The sequence below is a fragment of the Alkaliphilus crotonatoxidans genome, assembly GCF_054658015.1.
In genome coordinates, this window is record NZ_BAAHXS010000004.1 from 19,638 (window position 1) to 46,047 (window position 26,410).

The 26,410-nt window shown below is 37.6% G+C and carries 9 protein-coding genes; 2 read left to right on the top strand and 7 right to left on the bottom strand.

Annotated elements, in window-relative coordinates; all coding sequences use genetic code 11:
* Positions 1-6: 6 nt before the first annotated feature.
* On the bottom strand, positions 7-618 hold the full coding sequence (locus tag ACYQ1I_RS02620) for a recombinase family protein (protein ID WP_459765280.1): 612 nt from the start codon (positions 616-618) through the stop codon (positions 7-9).
* A gap of 529 nt (positions 619-1,147) precedes the next feature.
* On the opposite strand from ACYQ1I_RS02620, the gene ACYQ1I_RS02625 reads away from it, so the two are divergent.
* Positions 1,148-2,071: a hypothetical protein gene (locus tag ACYQ1I_RS02625; protein ID WP_459762181.1), complete on the top strand. Its 924-nt coding sequence runs from the start codon at positions 1,148-1,150 to the stop codon at positions 2,069-2,071.
* Positions 2,072-3,094: 1,023 nt separating this feature from the next.
* On the opposite strand, the gene ACYQ1I_RS02630 is transcribed toward ACYQ1I_RS02625, so the two are convergent.
* From ACYQ1I_RS02630 to ftsE, 6 genes are all read right to left on the bottom strand, one after another.
* Entirely contained in the window at positions 3,095-3,457 is a 363-nt protein-coding gene (locus ACYQ1I_RS02630; RefSeq protein ID WP_459762183.1) for a hypothetical protein, read from the bottom strand.
* Positions 3,458-3,624: 167 nt separating this feature from the next.
* Positions 3,625-10,272, bottom strand: coding sequence for an RHS repeat-associated core domain-containing protein (locus ACYQ1I_RS02635; protein WP_459762185.1), 6,648 nt, complete (start codon positions 10,270-10,272; stop codon positions 3,625-3,627).
* 85 nt (positions 10,273-10,357) lie between these two features.
* Positions 10,358-22,540, bottom strand: coding sequence for a fibronectin type III domain-containing protein (locus tag ACYQ1I_RS02640; protein WP_459762187.1), 12,183 nt, complete (start codon positions 22,538-22,540; stop codon positions 10,358-10,360).
* A 296-nt stretch (positions 22,541-22,836) separates the two neighbouring features.
* Positions 22,837-23,973: a murein hydrolase activator EnvC family protein gene (locus ACYQ1I_RS02645; RefSeq protein ID WP_459762189.1), complete on the bottom strand. Its 1,137-nt coding sequence runs from the start codon at positions 23,971-23,973 to the stop codon at positions 22,837-22,839.
* A gap of 16 nt (positions 23,974-23,989) precedes the next feature.
* Positions 23,990-24,886, bottom strand: coding sequence for a permease-like cell division protein FtsX (gene ftsX / locus ACYQ1I_RS02650; RefSeq protein ID WP_459762191.1), 897 nt, complete (start codon positions 24,884-24,886; stop codon positions 23,990-23,992).
* Positions 24,876-25,562, bottom strand: a complete 687-nt coding sequence (ftsE, locus tag ACYQ1I_RS02655) for a cell division ATP-binding protein FtsE (RefSeq protein ID WP_459762193.1) — start codon at positions 25,560-25,562, stop codon at positions 24,876-24,878. Before ftsE ends, ftsX begins: the two co-directional genes overlap by 11 nt.
* A 260-nt stretch (positions 25,563-25,822) precedes the next feature.
* Between ftsE and ACYQ1I_RS02660 the strand changes: the two genes are divergently transcribed.
* The gene (locus tag ACYQ1I_RS02660; RefSeq protein WP_459762195.1) at positions 25,823-26,392 is read left to right on the top strand and encodes a 5-formyltetrahydrofolate cyclo-ligase; all 570 of its coding nucleotides are present in this window, start codon (positions 25,823-25,825) and stop codon (positions 26,390-26,392) included.
* The last annotated feature ends 18 nt before the right edge of the window (positions 26,393-26,410 follow it).

The window sequence follows — 26,410 nt, forward strand, 5'->3', positions numbered from 1 at the left end:
TTATTCTTACTCTCTACCTTCGTACTTTTTTACCAGCTTATAGAAGGTAGCCTTTTTCAAATTAAGCTTTGTAAATGTTTCTACTGCTGTTGCTTTTCCCTGTTTCCATATACTGTAGTAATAGTCCCATTCTGGTGGGTATTCTATTGCAGGGCGACCGAATTTTACTCCTTTTCTTTTTGCTATCAATATTCCTTCAGCTTGTCTTGTTTTTATACGTGACCTTTCTTCTTCTGCAAAGTAGCTTAATAGCTGTAATACAATGTCTGTAATAAGGTTTTCTAAACCAGATACATTTCTATATTTGGTAGTATCTAATAGGGGCATATCCATTACGATAATGTCTGCACCTATTTCTTTAGTGATGTTTCTCCATTCCTCTAATATCTGCTCTTTATTTCTGCCGAAGCGGTCTAAAGCTTTGATATAGAGCTTGTCTCCTTGTCTTAAATAGCTTTTAAGGGCTTGATACATTGGTCTATCAAAGTCTTTGCCTGATTGTTTGTCTATAAATATGTCTCGTTCATTAATACCTATAGCAAGCATTTCATTAACCTGTCTATCAACATTCTGGTCTTTACTGCTTACCCTGACATAGCCAAAAGCCTTTGTTTGCATATTATTCACCTACCTATACCTGATCTTCAAGTATATTATATGATTGACCGCTTACAAAGGTCGACCTGAAAATGTCAACGTTTGAAAAGTTGATTTGAGGGTTTTATATACCCGAAAACAATGGTATTTTCAGCCGTCTATAAAGGTATACAATTCTGTACTCTTATGCTAGTTCATCTCTTAGTTATAACTAATCTATTTATCTATACAGTTTTTTGTATCAAAAACTATAGTGAATTTAGAAATATTTAAAATTTATTTATCTTTTTTTTGAAAACTTCCTTGTAGTTTTATTGTCGAGGATTTCTTTATGTGTTCTATATATTACAGAACTATGAATTGCCCCATCGTCTATAAATATAAACCTTCAAACTCAGAAAAACTCACACAAATACCACTTCAAACTCTCTTATACCAACACTTTAAACCCTGTTAAGCTTCTAATACATAAATACTAAACCGCCCCCACTAAAAACTCATTTCAATAATTTTAGTATTACAACAAGTATAGGAGGGAGCGGAACTACACATGATTGATACGTTTCAGATGTATTACAAACCAATTGAAAAGGATATCAAAGCTATTAAAGAGTATTTTAAACCTCATAAATGTAATAAAAGATTTATATGGACTTTACAGCCTATAGAAGGTATATCAATGAAGTATTATCTAGACTTCAATCTTTTACAAATTGTTGTTACTCCTGCTGTAGTATTAAATAAACAATATGTATTTGATGAAGATTATGTTAGTATTGTAACAGCCATTGATAAGGTCTTATCTTCTTACTTGGGGCGGCTATGTTTTTCTGATTTAAAACTTAGTAGGATAGACTACAAGCTGGATATTAAAACCCCCTATAAGGATATATATGTGGGTATCTTAAAAAAGCTAAGATATTGTTACCGCCGTAGATACCGTAATAATTATGCTACATCTACATATTACAAAGGCAGAAACTATAATCTTAATTTATATGATAAAGAGGCAAAGGAAGTTTTAGGATTACATTGGAGGGAATATACTGATTTACTGAGATTGGAAATACAGCTAAAGAGTAGGCATTTACAAAAGCTTAGCCGAAACAAAAATTATGGTCTCCAAGTTTGTCTGAAGAATTATTTTAGTGATGTCATGAGAAAATGTATGTTTGAAGACGTACTCCTTCCCCTTTTGTATAGGGGTGATTACTACACTACACGAAAAAGCAGGTTTATACTTGAAAAGTGCAGTTATACCAATAGCATGGTAACTAAGCTTATACATTTTCAAAAGCTTGTTTATGAACATGGCATAACTGGGGCTATAAAAAAATCTGATAAAAGTGATAATACCATCAGAAGTTATATATCAAAACTTCAAAATGCAGGAGTAAACCCCATGCCCTTGCCAAAAGATTGCAGAGTAAATTATTTACCCAACCTTTTGTCATTTTTTAGATTTACAGAATAAGAAGATGAACCTTTGGTGAGCGTAGCGAACTGAAGGTCCCTGAGCGAAGCGAGGGGTATACTTTTAACCTTTAATTTCTCTAAAAATAATGAACATATAAAAGTACTGGGAAGTGACAAAATGTTAAAGACAAGAAGATTTAACTGCTTAAAAATGAAGATTATTTTATATTTTTATGTAATGCAATATCTTAAATTTTTTTCAACATAATCTAATGAATTATCCTAGAGTATTCATACTGGATTACTAAACTTTTCTTCACTTTTAAATATGGTTAACATAAAATCAGATACTAGAGGACATATTGGATGCATCCTTATGAAATTTTAAAAAAAGAAAAAAGCCACCCCCCGTATGAAAAATATCTCATACCAAGGGTGGCAAAATATATAGTATATACACTTTTACTATTCCCATTAATTAAAAGAATCAACTATTTTGACTAGATAATTATAACACATGGCTTGAACCATGCTTGAGGAAAGGTAAAAAACCGCCCCATCGAAATCAAATCTTCATTACTATAGAATATACAATATAGCAATATATACATATAAACATAGAAGTAAAGTTGATTTGACGGGGCTTATATTTTTTCATATATTGCACAGAACTTGTCTTAGTATATTATTACCCCACTGACCTGTAAAAAGCTTGTTATACGGCGATTTAAACACGTTAAAAGGTGATAATATTTTTTGGTTTTTAGAAGTTACTTTGATAGCGATAATTTGTTTTTATATTTTTAAAACATGGGGGTTTTAGTGGCCTTACTAGACGTAAGTATAATGTTTTTTCAAATCAAGATGTTATTCCCCTAATTTATGTATAGAGATTACTTCAGTCAAAATATGTTACCATATATTTGGAGGTGATTCAACCATAAGTACCATCCCCTTGGTCGTCTTTTTAAACATAGAGAAAAGAAAGCCATAATACTTACAATTATGATGGTACTATGGCTTTCTTTTTTATCTCATACCCTTAAGAAATACTTTGCAAAAATCTTGCTTTTAAATAGTTTTACTTATCGTGATGTATTAGTATATCTTTACACCATATTTCCACCGTTAATGGAGGCATAAATATTTTACATGTGTATAAAAATGTATTATTTTCCTCTATTACTCCTACCTTCACATCCTGTAGGAAGTATGGTATTTGAGAAACTTTCATTATTTTCACAGGAATTTCTTTCTCATATTTTATTGAATGTTCAAAAACAACTTTATAACATTCATTAAAGCTATACCGTATCGTTTCACTATCTTCACCATACACTAAGGTCACTTCATCTGCGAAATGGTTACATGATAATTCTAATACTCTTGCATCCCAATAATCAAGTTTATCAATTATATCTTGCTTTTCTTGTATATTTAACATAGGTCCTCCTTTAAATAAAATAAATTTACCATACAAGAATTGGTATCTTAATACAGCGTTTCTGTTTTGTTTATTGAGATATACGCAAAAATTCCTAACTAGTATGGTTATTCTAATCGAGTTCATTTCGGAGTAGGGTTAACCGTTCCATTTTTCTGCCACTTTACTTAAAATACTGGTATAACTACAGGTGGGGAAACAGGCATTGGTACAGTTGGTAATATTGGCATTGGTAGTATTGGTATTGGATATTGATTTGGGTTTATATCAATAAAGTTTATATCTCCATTATCATCTACCTTAATATATCCACCATCAGTCAAATATACTTTACCTGGCTCTAATTTCTTTCCACCAGACCCATTCCCACCACTTCCTTTATCTCTATCGTTGTCATTAGGCCCTTTATATTCTATGTGAGCTTCTTTAGATTTGTTATTAACTACCTTTAAGTCTTTATTTAGCGATTCCCCTTTCTTGTTATATAGGTGTACATGATCGTATGGTGTTTTTGCATCTGGTGGATCAATCCTCATTCTTACATTCGTGTTTGTATCACGAACATGAACAAACCCATTATGTTCTGTATATCGCCAACCTTGAGGTAGATTTTCTAATATATCAGTCTTCGTCATGTTAATTAAATTATAAGGGTCTATTGTTCCACCAAAGTAATTACCACTTCCAACTGTAACCGAACCAAGTCCTAAATACACACTATCATCACCCGTCCCCTTAGTATCACATTTAGCAGATGCATTAGATGCATTACTCTTAGTAACATTAGTTATTGCATTGGTTATGCTATTTTTTGCACTACTCTTCGTACTACTGATAGAGCTTGGTTTTGAAGGAGAATAAAGTCCTTCATTTCCATCTTCAATCATATTTCCACTTGGGTCAATATACCTGATCGGATTGTTATGTACATAGGTATATAAATTCAATCCGTCTCCTCGATAGGGGTCTTCCTGGGTGAATCTTCCTATTTCTGGGTCGTAATATCGGGCCCTTAGATAGTATTGACCTGTTACCGGGTCATATTGCTCGCCTGCATATAGGAATCGATTATTGACCTTGGCTGCATAGCTTGTGGTGTTTCCAAAGGCATCGTATTGATATGCGTTTAATATTGCTCCTTCTTTATTAATCAGGTTAATAACGTCTCCATGGCTGTTAAGAAGGTAATAGCTGGTTATTCCTCTATAGTCTTCGGTGGCTATCAGTCCATTGCCTCGAACATATCTTGTTACACCCCCTGTATTACTATTCACCTCTGCTATTACATTTCTTCCTGAGTAGATAAACTGATGACTGATTCCATTTTCTGTTAAACCTACTCTTAGCCCCATTGCATCATATTGATTTAGCTGATAGCTTCCATCGGGTAATGCTGCTTTAATTACTTTGTTATAGCTGTCGTAGGTGTAGGTGGTAACCTGCCCTGCTGTTGTTTCTTTTAGTAAATTTCCGTTGTTATCATAATTATATGTGGTTATTGTACCATTTTTTGTACTTCTTGTTAATCGGTTTCTGGTATCATAATCGTAGGTGGTTATCTCTTCTCCAATTTGTTTTCTTATCCGGTTTCCAGCATTATCATAGGTAAAGGTTTCTACGATTCCCCTTGGATATTCCACTTCCTTCAATCGATTAACTTTGTCATAGGTATAATGGGTAGTCTCTCCGTTCTCATTTTTACTAACTTGATTTCCCCTGACATCATAGGTATAGCTCAAGTTATTGATAATCTCCCCATGGGGATTTTTTTGCAGGATACTGGTTATATTTTGATCTCGGTCATAACCATAATCTACTCTGACTCCAGTTCCGTATTGTATAGCCGATAGGGTGTTGTCAACGTTATAGCTATAGGTAGCTAATAGTTGGCTTCCTTCTTTTACAGATTCTAATCTCCCCAAAGAGTCATAGCTATATTGGGTACTTTGGCCCTGACTGACTATTTCTGTAACACTGCCGTTCTTATTGTAGGTATATTCCAGCAGGCTTTTTCCATTTCTTGTTTTCTTCTTCAAATATCCCTCTGGGGTGTATTCAAATACATCTATTCCGGTGTCGTTAGCCGCCGCTAACAGTGTACCATCTGTGTTGTAGTAATACCACTGGTCTTCATTATTTCCTGCTACTTCAACAGAAATTAGATTATGATCCTGATTGTATTCGTAATAAATAGTTTTGTTATTTCGATTGGTTTCCTTGACCATTCTACCTTCTTTATCATACCTATAAGTGATTGTCTGATTAGAGGGGTCAGTAATTGAAGCCAATTGATTTAAACTGTTGTAGCTATATCTAGTACTGTTATTTTTTCCGTCTCTGCTTAATGTTACATTACCGGCATTGTCATATTGGTAATAGGTATTAACACCCTCTGAATCAACTATTCTGGTAGCTCTTCCCCAATCGTCTCGATAGTAGGTAGTGGTGTTACCCTCACCATCCGTATAACCCAATAGGTTATTTTGAGCATCATAGGTGTAGGTAGCCGTTGTTTTTCCCTGCTGTTTAGCCTCAGGTGTAATAGCGGTTATAAGTCGATTTCCTATATCGTAACTATATTCCAGGCCATATCTTGAAGATTCATTTCCAGCTGCCAGATACCCCTTGCCATCGATTATTTTGATGATATTGCCATTGAGATCATAAACATTCTTTTGTACAACCTCTCCCTCTTCATTGGTGACCGTTGTCAGCCTATTCATTGTATCATAGGTATACACTGTTCCTGGGCCATCATCCTGAGAAGCATTGTAGTTTTCTGGTACAACCTCTTTAATCACATTGCCCATCTCATCATAAAAGATTCTTGATGTTGCCCCTGATCTGTCCTTAACAGAGATTAATCGATTAAAGGCATCATATCTATATTCAACGCTTTTATTATTAGTATCAGTTTCCTTAATCAAATTCCCTGCCTTATCATATTGATAAGTTGTAACTCGTTCTGACATCGATTCATTTAAATCATATACAGCACCAGTATATTGCAGTAACAGCTTTTCTAGTGCCACTCTTGTTAATTGACTACTACGGTCTTGAAAAATCCAATCTCTGATAAAATCTAAATCTGTTGTATCAATAACACCATTGTAGTCTATATCAAACTTTTCTTCATATAGCTGATGATCCTTTGTTATGTCCTTTAATAGAGCAGTTAGGGTAAAATCATCCAGTTCTACCTTACCATCCCCATTCATATCAGGTCCATTGGCAAATACGGTCTTTCCTGTTAAGCCACTAAAGGGATAAGTTCCTGTATCACTACTATAGGCAGACTGATTATTGATTACAATTCCACTGGTACCAGCGACGGTTTCCTTTACTTTCAATGTAAAGGTGGCCACCGTTTCAGGTCGAGTGTAGTTACCATCTGTGGCATCAATTAATATTTTTCCTGGTGTAGCAGTATCAACGATTGCTCCATTATTACCATTACTGCCTACCAAATCAAATAGTTTTGTATCGTAGTCTATTTGTAGGCTAAAGCTGCTAACAGTTTCATCTGGATTTAAAACCACTTGAAATTCATTTGTCTGCCCTTGATATAAATGGGTTCGCTGAGATTTTACCGAGGCAGTGGTTCCTTTTACGTTGACACTATGGGCATTTACCTCCACCCGTTTTTCAATTAGTCTATTGGCGGCGTCATAGGAAAGTCGTGTGACATATCCCTCAGGCGATACGATTTTAGTTATATTGCCATTCTTATCGTATTCTAAGTGGGTTTCTGCCAGTACTTTACCGCTTCCACCCTCTGCCAAATCTATTGCATCTATTTCCTTCCAGGTTCTTACAATACGACCTGCAGCATCATACTCGTATCCTGTTACGCTGTATTTATCATTACTAATTTTAAGCTTTTCTTGAATTACATTTCCTAGCGGGTCATATAAATACTCCATTCTTGCTCCGGTAGAATCGGTCACTAATTTTACTCTACCATTTTTATCGTAAGTATATGTAATGACATTCCAGCTTGTGGGCTCCCCTGTTAAAAGAGCATAATCCCTTGACAGGCGTTCCTCTATTAGCCTTCCATTTTTATTATACTTGTATTTTGTCACTTGATAATAAATGCTTCCATTTTCTTGTTTTAAAGGTTCTCGTTTTTCTATCAGCCAACCTACCAAGTTATACTTGTAGATTATACCATATCGGTTTTGATCATCTGATGCAGAAAGATATCCCTTTGCATCAATTTCCTTAATAATTCTGCCCTCAGCATCATATACCAATCTTCGGATCACATTGCCTTCAGGGTTTTTTTCGGTAATAAGCCGATTAAGACTATCGTAGAGATATTCATAGCCTATTCCACTATCTTGGGCTTCATTGTAGTGATTGGCATCAATTAGCTTGACTATATTACCCGTTGGGTCGTACAGTATTCTAGACTTTTTACCTGTTGGATTGGTTATTTTAATGATTCGTCCACTGCTGTCATACTGATAGCTGGTTCCGATTCCATCCCCAGTGGCAGCATTATAGTAATTTGGGTTAATATCCTTAATTTTTTGCCCCTCATCATTGTAGATTGATGCAGTTACATTTCCTATGGGGTCAATTTCCTTAATCAATCTATCCATGCCGTCGTATCCATAGGTATAGGCCAAGCCATCATCGGTCTGGGTATTATACTGCTCAGGATTAATTTGTTTAATAAGATTTCCTCGGTTATCATATTTCAATCTGGTAATGTTCCCTAGCGGATCAACAATTTTCTCTATTTTATCCTTATTATTATAGTTAAAGACAGTAGTGCCTAATATAGTAGATACACTGGTTCTTCTACCTAAGAGATCATAGCCGTACTCGACTGTTCCACCCTCTGGATCAGTTATTTTTATTGGGCTACTGTTTAAACCTTCATATTCCAGTAGGGTTATATTATTCTCAGGATCCTTTATACTTATTAGCCTTCCATAGGTGTCATAGGTATAAATCGTAATGGCGCTTGTACTTTGATCAAGCTTTGTTGTAGCCTTGACTAGATTACCATTGGCATCATACTCATAGGTATTGACGGAAGCCTCTGGTCCTTTAAATTCTAAAAGATTGTCATTGGCATCATACCGATAGGTTGATACATAATTAAAGGGTTTAGGGGAGGTTACTGATAGAAGATTCCCCCTTTGATCATATACATAGTGGGAGGTATGGCCGTTTCTATCTCTGATACTATTTTTGTTTCCCCATTGATCATAACCATATTCTTCATAGCTTCCATCTTCGTAGGAGATACGTGTAACATAAAGCTTTTCATTATACTGATAACGAACCCTGCTGCCGGTTGAGTTAACATAATAGGTATTGATTCTATTGTAATCGTCATAATCATAGGTAATTCTATTATCGTTCTCGTCGTATTGATAGATAATTCTTCCGAAATCATCATAAATGTTCTCAATAAATCTTTTGTTGTTTTGGTCAGTTATGAAAGTAATTCCCCACTCACCATAGCTATATCGGGTTATACCATTGCCTGTATCCTTAACTTGAGTTAAATCATGACCTGAATAACTATAGACAATGGTCCTTCCAATGGGATCAGTGATGGTTTTAATTCTTCCATCTTCTGTTGTAAAGCTAAGGCTTTTGCCACTGGCTCCAATAACCTTTAATAAATTGCCAGCAGCATCGTATTGGATGGTTTGACGATTACCATTTTTATCTGTAATTGCCGTAAGCTTACCGCTTGAGTTATAGCTATAGATTGTTTTGTTTTGACGGCGTAGCTCAAAGCTTCCGTTAATATTTCTTGTTAAAGTATCAAATATAGTTTCGGGTGCTTGATAGCTGCCTCCAACTAATGTAAATTCTACTGTATTTCCCTCAGGATAGATGACCTTTGCTGTACTGTATCCGTTTTCAAATTTAATTCCTGTTTCGTAATTTAATCGCCACCCCTGGCCTATTATGCCTTCTCTAGTGTCTAGAGAATTGTAATACCTTTTAATTTCCAAGGGTAAGCCCAGATCAGGAATCAATAAATCCTGATCTGTGGCGTAGTAATTACCTGTTACGATATTGACAGGCTCATTCACCATTTCACAATTTGCCGGGGATCCATAATTAGCCTCTATTGTACTCATAGTATAGGCTGTTCCTCTATACTGCTGTTTATACTCATATACAGGGGGCTTAACTACAGTGCCACTGTATACCCCTGTATAAACTGTCTTGCTGCCCCCACCTGGCTGCTGTTTTACATTCACATATCCTTCATAGATACCGACAAATCGTCTGACCACTCTATAGCTGCCATCAGGGTTATAAAAGGTCTGTGGTGGATCTGAATAATGGTCTACCCTGGGAATTTCTCCTTCATAATTTCCATCATTTACGTAAAGTGTTGGATGATCACTACTATTATCCCAGGAATATTCTGTTCTAATTAAGGTGCCATTTTCATCATAGTATGAAGTTGCTATATTTTCCATTTCTCTTCTAATGAATTCCTGGCGAGGAGGCTCATTCGTTTCTCCTCCTGAGTCTCCTCCCCCGCCAAGTTCTTCACTAATTACCTGTACTCTAGTCAAAGTACCACTATATCCACCTTGATTATAGCGGTAGCTATTGGCTGGATAGGTAGTACCAGTATAGATTTCAATTGTTTCTGTTCTCCTGTCCTCTGGCTCCACCAGAATTTGTTGAACAGACCCGTACTTATCCAACACTCCTGTGTATCCACCAGAGTCATATTGCTTTTTATCTGGAAAGTTATTAATACTATTAACAATTTCATCTGTTACGCTTTTACCTGGTGTACTGGCCTCTGCAACGTTTGTAAACATTGGGAGAATCAGTATAACAAGGAAAAACAGAATGCATATATTAATTATCTGAGTCTTGTTTCTCTTCATATCTCCATTTCCCCCTTTACTGATTTTGAAATAATTCAAACTCTGGTAGTACCTTGTAATTTAGGGCTGGAACTGCAGGAATGTTAATGTACTCTCCATAAGCATTAACCAGCTTTGCTTCGTTTATGATCAACTGAGTCATATCTTCTGTGGCTACCTTTAACTTAATCCGAACTAAATCAAATTCGCCTTCTTTTCCTTCAACATCCCCTGTACGGGATATCAACACTCTTATTTTGCCTGTATGCTGACTGCTTGTAGTATAATCGTATATATCGTCTTCCGATACAAGATTTTCAAGACTGCCTGGAACAAACTTCATGTTTTGTGGTTGATAGGTTAAGTCAAACATTACTGAGTATAAATCTTCCACTTTTGCCTTAATAACTATCTCTACTTCATCCTCTGTCGAAGCATCTGTTAACCAGTTGACCGCCGTGATCGCCAGTCCATGGGTACTTTCAGCCCAATGCAATATCACTTGCATTTCACTCCATTTACTATTAATGATGCTATTTCTTGCCCTTACTCGATATACATATTGGCTACCAGGAGCAAGATTTTCATGGATAAAGGTGGTGTCTGATGTATGTTTGATAATTGTGCCATTAACTTCCATATCATAAATTGTAGCCATATCCACTGCATCCCACGTAAGCTTGTAGCCATTGGCTACCCTTTCTACAGTTAAGTTTAACGGCACCTCCAGTGGTGTTATGACCTTTAATGTAGGTGTCCAGCTACTGACTAATTCACTGTTCCTAGCCCTTACTCTGTACTCGTACACTGTACTAGGTGTTAGCCCTTCATGCAGGTAAGCTGGCTCTGTTACTGAGGCTACTACCACACCATCTACGCTTATATCGTAATATTCCGCCCAATTAACTGGTCTCCAGGTTAACTGAACTGATCTAGACTCGATTTTTTCAGCCCTTAACCCTACTGGCATCAACCTGTCTGGCATATTCTCATGATCAGGTACTGGTAATACCCTAAGGAATGGATAGGAACTTCCATCCTCTATATCCCATACCTCTGAGAAATCCCAATCAACAAAGGTTATTTGCTGAATCATTTCTTCCGTTGTTCTGGCTTGGGTGGTAGGCGTTGTAATACCTGTTGATGTTGAGTTGAAGTAGCTGCTTATATAATTGGCTGAGCTGATTGTTCCAAATAAGCCGCCTTTATAATTACTGCTATTAATAACGGCTCCCCCAGCATAGCTATTTTTCACCGCCACGTGGCTAGCACTTGACCCATAAATTCGTCCAACTAATCCGCCAATATAGCTGCCACTTCCCTGTACTGTTCCTAGGGCAAAGCTGTTTTCAATTGGAACAAAGGTTGTTACAGTCCTATTGACATTACCAACAAGTCCTCCTACATTGAACGTTCCGTTAACATTTACTGCTGCATAGCTCTCCGTAATCCGGCCCACATTACCATTTAGATAACCTACCAAGCCCCCTGCATTTTGACCTGATGATTGAACCTGCCCTGTTGCATAGCTCTGGATGATGAATATGCTGGCATTTCCGATTAGTCCCCCAACATTCACCCCTGTGCTACTGTTTCCTGTAACAGTCAGTCCAGTATTTGCTTTCCTCACTTCTCCAGCTTCCGCTGTTCCTACTAAGCCTCCTACATAGCTCTCTCCTGTTACCGTTCCTTCTTTGATGGAGACCTCTTCAATTTTACTGTTAGTCCCCTTCATTTGCCCTACCAAGGCTCCTACATATCTTCTTGCACTAACCTCAACTCCGTTGATCTCCAGGTTTTTCACCACTACATTTTCGGTCACACCAAAGAATCCAATATTATCAATATTTTCCTTATCAATTCTCAAATTCTTTATCTCATGTCCTGCTCCATCTAGGCTACCTTTAAAAGGCACGGCCATATCTCCAATTGGCCCCCACAGTTCATTTTCCAAGTCTATGTTTGATCCTAGCCTATAGTGGGCTGTCAACTCATACCTTATATTATTTAGCTGCTCCTTACTTTTAATAATGTAAGGGTCTCCTACTGTTCCTTTTCCTCCTGCCACATCGTTTTCTGGCAAGCCTTCCACCACCCCTACCGGCATTGGAAGATTCTTTAAATAGGGGTAGGATTGGCCCTCATCTATTCCCCATATAGTTTCAAAGTCCCAGTCTTCATAGTTTTTTTCCTGTTTCATACTGCTTGTTAATCGACTATTATCAAAAAATCTCGTAGGCACAATTCCTGATGCAATCCCATCATAATAACTATTATTAATCATTGCATAACTAGCTGAGCCTACAATTCCTCCTATCTTATTTTCGCTACCTACCACTTCTCCCCCAGCATAGCTATTTTTCACCGCCACGTGACTAGCACTTGACCCATAAACTCGTCCAACTAATCTGCCAATTTCGCTGCTACTTCCCTGTACTGTTCCTAGGGCAAAGCTGTTTTCAATTGGAACAAAGGTTGTTACAGTCCTATTGACATTACCAACAAGTCCTCCTACATTGAACGTTCCGTTAACATTTACTGCTGCATAGCTCTCCGTAATCCGGCCCACATTACCATTTAGATAACCTACCAAGCCCCCTGCATTTTGACCTGATGATTGAACCTGCCCTGTTGCATAGCTCTGGATGATGAATATGCTGGCATTTCCGATTAGTCCCCCAACATTCACCCCTGTGCTACTGTTTCCTGTAACAGTCAGTCCAGTATTTGCTTTCCTCACTTCTCCAGCTTCCGCTGTTCCTACTAAGCCTCCTACATAGCTCTCTCCTGTTACCGTTCCTTCTTTGATGGAGACCTCTTCAATTTTACTGTTAGTCCCCTTCATTTGCCCTACCAAGGCTCCTACATATCTTCTTGCACTAACCTCAACTCCGTTGATCTCCAGGTTTTTCACCACTACATTTTCGGTCACACCAAAGAATCCAATATTATCAATATTTTCCTTATCAATTCTCAAATTCTTTATCTCATGTCCTGCTCCATCTAGGCTACCTTTAAAAGGCACGGCCATATCTCCAATTGGCCCCCACAGTTCATTTTCCAAGTCTATGTTTGATCCTAGCCTATAGTGGGCTGTCAACTCATACCTTATATTATTTAGCTGCTCCTTACTTTTAATAATGTAAGGGTCTCCTACTGTTCCTTTTCCTCCTGCCACATCGTTTTCTGGCAAGCCTTCCACCACCCCTACCGGCATTGGAAGATTCTTTAAATAGGGGTAGGATTGGCCCTCATCTATTCCCCATATAGTTTCAAAGTCCCAGTCTTCATAGTTTTTTTCCTGTTTCATACTGCTTGTTAATCGACTATTATCAAAAAATCTCGTAGGCACAATTCCTGATGCAATCCCATCATAATAACTATTATTAATCATTGCATAACTAGCTGAGCCTACAATTCCTCCTATCTTATTTTCGCTACCTACCACTTCTCCCCCAGCATAGCTATTTTTCACCGCCACGTGACTAGCACTTGACCCATAAACTCGTCCAACTAATCTGCCAATTTCGCTGCTACTTCCCTGTACTGTTCCTAGGGCAAAGCTGTTTTCGATTGGAACAAAGGTCGCTACAGTTCTATTGACATTACCAACAAGTCCTCCTACATTGAACGTTCCGTTAACATTTACTGCTGCATAGCTCTCCGTAATCCGGCCCACATTACCATTTAGATAACCTACCAAGCCCCCTGCATTTTGACCTGATGATTGAACCTGCCCTGTTGCATAGCTCTGGATGATGAATATGCTGGCATTTCCGATTAGTCCCCCAACATTCACCCCTGTGCTACTGTTTCCTGTAACAGTCAGTCCAGTATTTGCTTTCCTCACTTCTCCAGCTTCCGCTGTTCCTACTAAGCCTCCTACATAGCTCTCTCCTGTTACCGTTCCTTCTTTGATGGAGACCTCTTCAATTTTACTGTTAGTCCCCTTCATTTGCCCTACCAAGGCTCCTACATATCTTCTTGCACTAACCTCAACTCCGTTGATCTCCAGGTTTTTCACCACTACATTTTCGGTCACACCAAAGAATCCAATATTATCAATATTTTCCTTATCAATTCTCAAATTCTTTATCTCATGTCCTGCTCCATCTAGGCTACCTTTAAAAGGCACGGCCATATCTCCAATTGGCCCCCACAGTTCATTTTCCAAGTCTATGTTTGATCCTAGCCTATAGTGGGCTGTCAACTCATACCTTATATTATTTAGCTGCTCCTTACTTTTAATAATGTAAGGGTCTCCTACTGTTCCTTTTCCTCCTGCCACATCGTTTTCTGGCAAGCCTTCCACCACCCCTACCGGCATTGGAAGATTCTTTAAATAGGGGTAGGATTGGCCCTCATCTATTCCCCATATAGTTTCAAAGTCCCAGTCTTCATAGTTTTTTTCCTGTTTCATACTGCTTGTTAATCGACTATTATCAAAAAATCTCGTAGGCACAATTCCTGATGCAATCCCATCATAATAACTATTATTAATCATTGCATAACTAGCTGAGCCTACAATTCCTCCTATCTTATTTTCGCTACCTACCACTTCTCCCCCAGCATAGCTATTTTTCACCGCCACGTGACTAGCACTTGACCCATAAACTCGTCCAACTAATCTGCCAATTTCGCTGCTACTTCCCTGTACTGTTCCTAGGGCAAAGCTGTTTTCGATTGGAACAAAGGTCGCTACAGTTCTATTGACATTACCAACAAGTCCTCCTACATTGAACGTTCCGTTAACATTTACTGCTGCATAGCTCTCCGTAATCCGGCCCACATTACCATTTAGATAACCTACCAAGCCCCCTGCATTTTGACCTGATGATTGAACCTGCCCTGTTGCATAGCTCTGGATGATGAATATGCTGGCATTTCCGATTAGTCCCCCAACATTCACCCCTGTGCTACTGTTTCCTGTAACAGTCAGTCCAGTATTTGCTTTCCTCACTTCTCCAGCTTCCGCTGTTCCTACTAAGCCTCCTACATAGCTCTCTCCTGTTACCGTTCCTTCTTTGATGGAGACCTCTTCAATTTTACTGTTAGTCCCCTTCATTTGCCCTACCAAGGCTCCTACATATCTTCTTCCACTAACCTCAACTCCGACGATCTCCAGGTTTTTTACCACTACATTTTCGGTCACACCAAAGAATCCAACATAATCTACTGCCTCTTTATCAACTTTTAGATTTTTAATCTCATATCCATTCCCATCTAAGCTCCCTTTAAAGGGCATAGTTGTATTTCCGATTGGCTCCCACAATTCATTTTTTAAATCAATGTCTGTGCCTAGCCGGAAATAGGCATTAAGTTGATTGTTCATTTCTTTTAAATGGGTAGAATTTAAAATAATATAGGGATCTTCTTCGGTTCCTGATCCCTCCATGTAAAGAGGGGTCTGAATAATGATTTCATCACTCCATTGCCCTGTTCCTTGTTCATTCTTAGCTTGAAGTCTGTATTTGTGTGTTGTTCCAGGTAATAAATCACTATGTGTATATTCTAAGGTATTGGCAATATCATATACTGTTCCGTCTACCTCAATGTTATAACCATCAGCTAATGGGACTTCATTCCATCTTAGTATTACGCTTGTATACTTAATGTCAGTTAATATACTTTCAGGGGCAGGCAATACTGACATTATTGATATTAATTCGCTCCATTCACCATCTTCATATTCACCGCTAGCTTTAACTCTATAGGTATACTGTTTTCCTGTTTCAAGTTTTTCGTGATTATATGTTGTCACTAATCCTAATTCTATTTCTTCTCCATTCATTTCTAAAATATAGAATACAGCACCGTTTATTTCTGACCAATTCAATATAATAGTCTGGTTAGATGGCATAGCCGTTAATGTAGGAACATCAAAAACAGTCTGAACTGTGACAGCTTCTGTCCACCAGCTTATTCTGTCAGAGGCCTTAGCCCTTACTCTATATTGATACACTTTACCCGACATCAAATCTTCATGTTTGAAGCTTACCTGATCTGTAGCAAGAATTTCTTCGTCATTCACCAGTATTTCATATTCATCTGCCCAATTTACCGGTTCCCAATTCAAAGAAATATAATTTCGTCCTCTTTCTACCAAGCTTAGTCCTGCTGGAGCTGACTCTGGTTGAATAATATGCTCATGGTTTGGCGCTGGTAGTTCCATTAAAATTGGATAAGAAAGACCTTCTGCAATATGCCAGACTTGATTAAAATCCCATCCAATATAAGTAGCTTTTGACTTTAAAAGCTCGGTGGTTTTTGCCTGGGCACTGGGACTTGTTATCCCTGTAGTGCTACGATCGAAGAAGCTATAGGTTATTGTTGTATTACTACTTCTGCCAATTAAGCCACCACGGTAACTACTTGATCCTGTCACTGTACCAACAGCATAGCAATTTTTAATTATAATTGAATTTGTCGAAGAGGTTCCTGCTGAATATCCAATTAATCCGCCGACATAGGAGCTGCTTGAGGTTGTCGCTCTAATATTACCTATTGCAAAGCTATCAAGTATTCTAACTGTTCTATTGCCTCCATTAAGGCTTCCAATTAATCCGCCAACATATGAAACTGCGGTTACATTACCTGAAGCATAGCTTCTTTCTATCTTACCATTAACATTACTCATGGCCCCTACTAAACCACCTGCATAGCTCCCCGTACTAATTACATCACCTGTTGCATAGCTTAAAATAACTTCTGCCTGTGAATGCCCAATTAATCCACCTATGTAATGACTGCTAGAGTTAACTAAAGCAGAGGAGGAGGTACTTATAACCTGTCCACCTTCTATATAACCAATTAATCCTCCAGTATATTGAACACCTTCGGTACTCGACGACCCTTGTACTACTACATCAATTATCTTGTTATCGTTTCCTACTGCCTCTCCAACTAAAATCCCGATACGATTTAGCCCTTTAACATCTGCATCAACAATCTTTAAATTTTCTATGGTAGCATTTTGGATACTACCAAATAGCCCCACAGAGTCCATTTCTCTATAAATTTTCATATTACTGATTGTATAGCCTCCGCCATCAAAGCTACCTGTAAAGGGCATATTATTACTTCCTATTGGTTCCCAATTTTCTTTAGTTATTTCTATATCATTTACCAATTTAAAATAAGCTGAGGGATTTACCCTAACATTATCTAAATCTGCTTCGGTATAGATTAGGAATGGGTTTTCTAGTGTTCCCTCACCATTGCTTAGGTTTGTACTTATTTTTAATAAAGTACTCCACTCACCAGTATAACTATCTATTTTTACCCGAACCCGATATTCATGGACCGTTCCTGGCTCTAGCCCTTCATGAAGATATTGGGCCTGCATTCCTAATTCGATGATTTCTCCATCAACTTCTATATCGTATCCTGTTATTCCATCTATCTCTTCCCAATTGATTTCTATATTTCTTTCTCCAGGTATTGCCTTTATTTTTTGTGGTATTATTTGCTTAGAAATATTATCTGGAATATACAGTCCCCTTAAAAATGGATAAGACTTATTTTCATCAATATCCCATATATTTTCAAAATCCCATTCTATATAGTTATCTTTTCTCAATAAATGTGTTGTTGCTCTGGCACTTTCAGCTGGTGTATCAAACCCACTTGAAATTTGATCGAAATATAAATCTTTACTTAGATTATATTCCTCATAACCAATTAAGGAAGAGATATAGTCTATTCCCGTAACTTTTCCAGAATAATAGCAGTTTACAACATAATATCTTCTATCAGAATAACCAATTAAACCTCCTACATAGTGAGTACCAGATACATTTCCTAAAGCAAATGTATTTTTAATTCCTTCGTATAATTTATAGTTGTTTTTTAAGTATCCAACTAAACCCCCAGTACGTGATTTACCAAAAACATTTCCAGAAGCGTAACTCTCTTCAATGACAGCAGAGGAGTACCCTATCAGTCCTCCCGTATAACTGCCCCCCCCTTCAACATCGATTGTTGAAAGTGACTTTATAATTTTCCCATTTTCTGCATGCCCAATTAGTCCTCCTACCGAAGATGTCCCTTTAACACTTCCAGTGCCTATTATCCAGTTATTTTCAATAATACTTTCACCTCTTAACATACCTACTAATGCTCCAGTATTGTCTCCACCTACGACATTTACATTTTCTATTCTCATATTTTTGATTACAGTATTTTGGGCATAACCAATTAATCCTGAAAATTTGCTTTCACCAGTCATCATGAGATTCTTAATCACAAATCCTCCGCCATCTATATTACCCTTAAAAGGAGTTCTGTAACCACCAATAGGCAACCATTCTTCAGCATTTAAATCTATATCATTAACTATTACATAGTAAGATTCTAAATCAAATCTTATATTATTTAATTGTTCCTTTGTGCTTATTAAATAAGGATCCTCTATACTACCTATCCCCCCTGCTACATCTCCTTCTGGTAAGTTTTCAAAAACTTCATTGGGCTTAGGTAGATTTTTTAAATAAGGATAGGATTGATTATTATCAATTTCCCAAATGTTCTCAAAATCCCAATTTATATATGTTTCCTTATTTTTCATACCTGTTGTCAATCTACTGACATTGTAATCATCTTGTTGTATTATGTTACTTTTGTATCCATCATAATAACTATTTACAATTACTCCACTGTCCATATTTCCCACTAATCCGCCTTTTTCCATACCGTTTTTTAGTACTTTACCTGAGAAATAACTGTTTTCTATCATTGTTCTAAGTCCATATAAACTTCCTACAAGACCGCCAACATAATTTCCATCTGTTTCAATATCTCCTAAGGCAAAGCTATTCTTTATAGAATCTCCATAAAAACTTCCAACCAATCCACCTGCAGTATATCCACTCACATTTCCTACTGTGTAACTTTCTGCTATTTCTCCTTTGTATACGTAACCCGCCAACCCTCCTGCTTGGCTACTAGTTGCATATACATTAACATTTGTTGCTATTTTACTTAAATTGCCGTTTTTCATATAACCCACTAAGCCACCGACACGTCTTTTCCCATTTATATTACCTGCATTAACTTGAATATTTTTTATATTTGCATCAACATCTATATATCCGACTAATCCTCCTATTTCGGAGTTTCCACTAAGATTGTTCCTCTTTATAAGAATATTTTCGATAGTTGTATTTTTTATAATATTTCCTACTAATGCTCCCACTCGTTTATCACCTAATACTTCAATACCTTCAATAGTTAAATTTTGTATTGTAGAATTTCGCACAGAGGAGAATAATCCAACATAATTCATTGTTGCTTTATCAATGCTTAAATTACTGATTGTATATCCATTTCCATCTAAACTACCTTCAAATACTGCGTCTGAACTTCCAATCGGTTCCCATTCTATGCTTTCTAAATCTATATTATTTATTAGTTTGAAATGACCATTAATTTCATATCTTATATTATTGAACAGTTCCTTTGTGCTTATTAAATAAGGATTCTCCACACTTCCTATCCCGCCTGCTACATCTCCTTCAGGTAAGTTTTCAAAAACTTCATTGGGCTTAGGTAGATTTTTTAAATAAGGATAGGATTGATTATTATCAATCTCCCAAATGTTCTCAAAATCCCAATTTATATATGTCTCCTTATTTTTCATACCTGTTGTCAATCTACTGACATTGTAATCATCTTGTTGTATTATGTTACTTTTGTATCCATCATAATAACTATTTACAATTTTTTCTCTATCACCTTTCTTTCCTACCAGTCCACCTTTTTCAGTACTACTACCTAGTATATTTCCAGAGAAGTAACTATTTTCTATTCTTCCACCACTCATATACCCCACTAATCCTCCAATACAATTTCCAGAACTAGCTATAACATCTCCTAAGGCAAAACTATTTTCTATATTTCCTGATCCAAGTTTTCCGATTAATCCACCTGTATAATTCTTCCCACTCACAGTTCCCACTGTATAGATTTCAGTTATTCTTAATCCTACTGAATATCCAACTAATCCGCCTACATAACTATCAGTTGCTGTTGAATTAACGTTCACATTCGTTACTATTTTATTTAAATTAGTATTGTAAGCATTTCCTATTAGACCACCAACTAATGATTCTCCATTAACATTGCCCATCTCTATTTGAATATTTTCAATAATTGTGTCTGCACCTGTTGCCCCCGCTAATGTACCTACATTTCTTTTCCCCTGTATTTCTACATTTTCCATCTTTAAATTTTTTATAGTAGCATCCTCTACATAAGAAAATAAACCCACATACTTCTCTAATGCTTTATCAATTTTTAAATTACTGATTGTATAGCCTCCGCCATCAAAGCTACCTGTAAAGGGCATATTATTACTTCCTATTGGTTCCCAATCCTCGTTTTCTAGGTCAATGTTATTTCTTAGAATATAGTGAGCATCTAGGTTATCACTTATCGAAATCAGATCTTCTTTTGTATAAATTAAAAAAGGATCTTCACTTGTTCCACTTCCTCTGAAACTAGAGCTTGTTGTGACTTTTATCAAGTCACTCCACTCACCTACCTCCATATCGTTCTTTGCTCTTATTCGATATGAATAAGTTGTACTGGCTTTTAACCCTTCATGTAAGTATTTAGTACTCTTAATGTTTTCTAAAATCTCTTCATTAATTTCTATATCATAGCTAGTTGCTTCATCTATTTCATCCCATATTAAAAGAACGCTATTACTTGTTATTTCTGTTCTTATATTTTCAGGTATTCCTATTGTAATTGTATAGATTGTTGTTTTTATTGTAATTATTTGACTCCATTCACCAACCGCTTCTTCTACCCTTGCTCTTACTCGATATTCATGTGGGGTTCCTGGCCCTAACCCTTCATGGGTATAGCTTGTGTCCATTCCCAATTCAATGATTTCTCCATCGGCCTCTATTTCGTAGCCTGTGGCTCCTTCCACCTCTTCCCAGCTTATTTCTACTTTTGTTTCATATGCCTCTACTTCCACATTTTGAGGAATCCCTATGGCTATTTCTTCTATTATTTCTTCTTCCTCTTCTGCCAGTGTTTCTGCAATAACCTTTCGACTCCATTCACCAACTACTTCTTCTGATTTGGCTCTTACTCGATATTCATGTTGGGTTCCTGGCTCTAATTCTTCATGGGTATAGCTTGTGGTCATTCCTAATTCAATGGTTTCTCCATCGGCCTCTATATCGTAGCCTGTGGCTCCTTCCACCTCTTCCCAGCTTATTTCTACTTTTGTTTCATATGCCTCTACTTCCACATTTTGAGGAATCTCCATGGCTATTTCTTCTATTATTTCTTCATCCTCTTCTGCCAGTGTTTCTGCAATAATTATTCTACTCCACTTACTAACTACTTCTTCTGATTTGGCTCTTACTCGATATTCATGTTGGGTTCCTGGTTCTAATTCTTCATGGGTATAGCCTGTAGCTATTCCCAATTCAATGATTTCTCCATCGGCCTCTATATCGTATCCTGTGGCTCCTTCCACCTCTTCCCAGCTTATTTCTACTTTTGTTTCATATGCCTCTACTTCCACATTTTGAGGAATCCCTATGGCTATTTCTTCTATTATTTCTTCTTCCTCTTCCGCCAGTGTTTCTGCAATAACCTTTCGACTCCATTCACCAACTACTTCTTCTACCCTTGCTCTTACTCGATATTCATGTTGGGTTCCTGGCTCTAATCCTTCATGGGTATATCTTGTGGTCATTCCTAATTCAATGGTTTCTCCATCGGCCTCTATATCGTAGCCTGTGGCTCCTTCCACCTCTTCCCAGCTTATTTCTACTTTTGTTTCATATGTCTCTACTCCCACATTTTGAGGAATTCCTATATCAATTTTTTCTGTTATTTCTTCTTCCTCTTCTTCCAGGGTTTCTGCAAAAACCATTTTACTCCACACGCTAACTATTTCTCCTGCTTTAGCTCTTACTCGATATTCATGTGGGGTTCCTGGCTCTAATCCTTCATGGGTATAGCCTGTAGCTATTCCCAATTCAATGGTTTCTCCATCGGCCTCTATCTCGTAGCCTGTTGCTCCTTCCACCTCTTCCCATTTAATCAGAATATTGTTCGGTGTTACTGTTACCTTTATATCCGAAGGGATAGCTACATTAGTAACACTTGCTAACGTGGTTATATATGTACTCGAAATCAAAATACAAACCACAAGAATTAATGATATGTACATTCTAAATCTTGATTTGATACCCAAATATATTCCTCCCTTAAAAATTAATGTTTAAAATTAACACTATATATAATATTCGTTAAATTATTACATAATCCTTTATATTAAATTAAGTTGTATGCATAACTTAACATCATTATTCGACATAATTTAACATTATATTTTGAAAATCTACTATACTTGTTAGTGTCGTTATACTGTTCCGTAGGACAATTTACGCTTAACTGGTTTTACTAATATCAATAACACGAAAATCCCACTTCACCTACAATAAAAAAAACCCTAAGGGTTTGTTTTCCTTAGGGTTTTATCTCTGTTATTTAATTTCCCCTGACATAGGGAAGTGGGTCAACATAGGAACCATTTTTTCTTACCTCAAAGTGTAAATGGGGCCCTGTTGACAGACCTGTACTGCCGGCTTCAGCAATTTTGTCACCGCCGCTAACCTCGGCTCCAACAGAATACATCAGCCTTGAGTTATGGGCATAAAGGGTTACAATTCCCCCGCCGTGGTCAATAATAATTGTTTTTCCATAGCCGCCTAAATTTCCAGAATGTATTACTTTACCTGGCCCTGCTGCAATGATGGTGGTTCCTTTTGGAGCAGGTATGTCAATTCCCGAGTGGAATTTGTTTGTTTTTAGGATGGGATGAATTCTATTGCCATAGGGTGAAGAAATTCTTGTATACCCTGGCACCGGCCACCGTAATTGTCCCCCAACATATTTTCCCGATGAAGCAGTTAGCTTCCTGATCTGGCCTTCAAGCTCTTTGGCTTCCTTTGCCAATTGATCAACGCTTTCCTCCAGGGCTTTTTTATCAGCTAGAAGCTCCCTGCGCTTTTCGTCCTGTAAGCCTCTTGACACCACAAGCTGCTGTTTCTTTCCCTCCACTTGATTCTTCAGGCTAAGCAGGTGACTTTTTTGAGTTTCCAATTGTACTTTTTTATCTTCAATAATTTCTTTTTGTTCCTGTAGATATTTTAAAAGATCCACATCATGCTCAACAATCCGCTTGACCATGTCTAAATTAGACAATAGCTCTGAAAAGTTCTTGGAGCTTAACAACACCTCTGCATAACCGATGTTTCCATTTTTGTACATTACATTCAATCGAGAGCCCAAAAGATCTTTTTTATCGCCAATGTTTTCTTCAGCAGCCACCAGCTCATCGGTAACAATCGATATTTTTGTCTCTGTGGCCTTTACATCCTTTTGCAATTGCTCAATTTCATTTTGTGTCTGCTCAATTTCCTTTTCCAGCTTTTCAATTTGCGCCACAACACTTTCCTGTGCCTTCTCATTTTCTTTCAGTTGATTATTAAGCTGCCTCTGTGTATTGATTTTTTTGTTAAGTTTGTCCTGTAATTTGCCGGCATCATTGGCATAGGCTGTAAAACCTGTTATCACCATTAATGTCAGCACACAGCATAAAATCATCAATCTACTTCTCTTCACCGGTATTTTCCCCCCTTTAAACCTTTAAATGCTTTCTTAAGGATATAATACTTCCCAGAGCCCCGACACCACCGCCGAGGACAGTAAACATAACAATGGTCTTTTTTATCATGGACTCAATGGGTATTAGATAGGCACTAAGCAGTACGGTGAAACGGCTGGCTATGGCATCAAAGGCTGACTGATAACCATAATAGACAATGACGATCGCCACTACAGCACCCACGATCCCCAGTACAACTCCCTCCATGATAAAGGGCCATCGGATAAACCAGTTGGTTGCACCCACATATTTCATAATGTTAATTTCTTGCCTTCTGGCATTTAAGGCAATTTTTATGGTGTTGGATATAATGAACATTGCTACTAAGACCAGGGTAACAATCAGCACCATCCCCACAGTACGGATAAAGCCTGCTATTCTAAGTAAATTCTCAATAATTTCCTTATAATATTTAACCTCTTCAATTTCTTCAAACTGTCGAAGTGCTTCTACAATGCCATCGGCTGCCTCAATTTGTTCCATGTGAATAATATAGGAATTGGGCAAAGGGTTTTCTTCAAGATATTCCAATAAATAGCCCTGCTCTCCCCAGCTTTCCTTCATATCCAGTAGGGCCTGCTCCTTTGAAATAAATTCAGCAATTCGCACTCCTGAAATGGCTTCCAGCTGAGATTTAAGCCCTGCCATTTCCATTTCGGAAAGCTCTTCGTACAAATAGACCTGAATGGTATCAAACTGCATTTGAGTCATGCTTGCAGCATTGTTGATATTCAAAACTAAGGTAATGATAATTCCCAACAATACCAGAGAAGCCGTCACAGAGCCAATGGAGGCAATACTCATACCACGATTACGCCATAGGCCCACAATTCCTTGTCTAAAGATATATTTAACGGTTCTAATCTTCATAGCCATATGCCCCCTTCTGCTGGTCTCGAATAATTCGGCCTTTTTCCAGGGCAATGACCCGTTGCTGCATTACATCTACAATGTCTTTAGCATGGGTAACCATGAGAATAGTTGTCCCTCTTCTGTTGATTTGTCGAAGCACCTTCATAATTTCCCAGGCGGTTTCTGGATCAAGGTTTCCCGTAGGCTCATCGGCAATTAAGACCGAGGGATTGTTAACGATGGCCCTGGCAATGGAAACCCGCTGCCGTTCTCCACCCGATAGCTGGTGGGGGTATTGAGAAGCCCGGTCACTTAATCCTACCATTCCCAGCAGCATCGGTACCTGCCTGCGTATTTCCTTTGAGGAAGCTTCGATAATTTCCATGGCAAAGGCCACATTTTCAAAAACCGTTTTGTTGGGCAATAGTCTAAAATCTTGAAAAATAACACCTATATTTCTTCTTAAATAGGGTACTTTTCTTCTTGAATATTTTGTAATGTTTTCGTTTCCTATGTAAATTTCCCCCGAGGTAGGGTCTTCTTCCTTTAAAATCAGTTTTATAAAGGTTGATTTTCCTGCTCCACTGGGGCCAACCAGGAAGGCAAATTCACCCTTTTCTATTTTAAGATTAATATTCGTCAAAGCATGAACACCATTTCCATAGGTCTTGTTTATGTTCCGAAATTCGATCAAGTTTATCAGCTCCTGTACTCTACATAAATACTTTCGACACCAAACCCAGTTCTCCTGCCATAATCAGCATAAAAATATGGTAAATTGTACCTAATTTATTCAGGATATGATACCATATATAGGAATCAATCGTATTTTTTCATTTTGCTACAGTATTTTACTTTATTATTATACCAATACTCTAACCCATATTTCAATTGAATCAACCCCTAAAGTTTTGTTACAATATAATGACAAAGATTAATTAAAGGAGGCTCCCCATGAAAAAACAGCTACGAAAGGCAGTGCTTGAAAGGCGTGAAGCTTTATCTCCAGAAACTGTAATCAAAAACAGTCACCAAATATTGGAACGACTGGTCACCATGACTGAATACTTAAAGGCGAAAAATGTCATGCTCTATTTATCCTTTCAACGGGAGGTTATGACTCAACAGATTATTTCAGACCTTTTTCAGCACAGGAAGCGGGTATTTATTCCAGTGACAGTACCTAAAACAAAGGAATTGATTGTTTCAGAGCTATTGAGCCTCGAGGATGACCTGGAGGTTGGTAACTTTGGTGTGTTGGAGCCAAAAAAAGAGGCCCTTCGCCCCTTTTCTGCCCAGGAATTAGATTTAGTTCTGGTTCCCGGTGTGGCCTTCGATACCAGAGGGTACCGTATTGGCTACGGTGCCGGTTACTACGATCGCTTTTTACCCACCCTAACCCCAGGGGTACCCACCATTGGCCTGGCCCATGAGGTTCAAATGATTGAACAGGTGCCCAATGACTCCTATGATATACCCGTAGAAAAAATTGTAACGGAGGACCGGCTGATCCTCTGTAAATAATAAGAAGGGGCTGTCCTA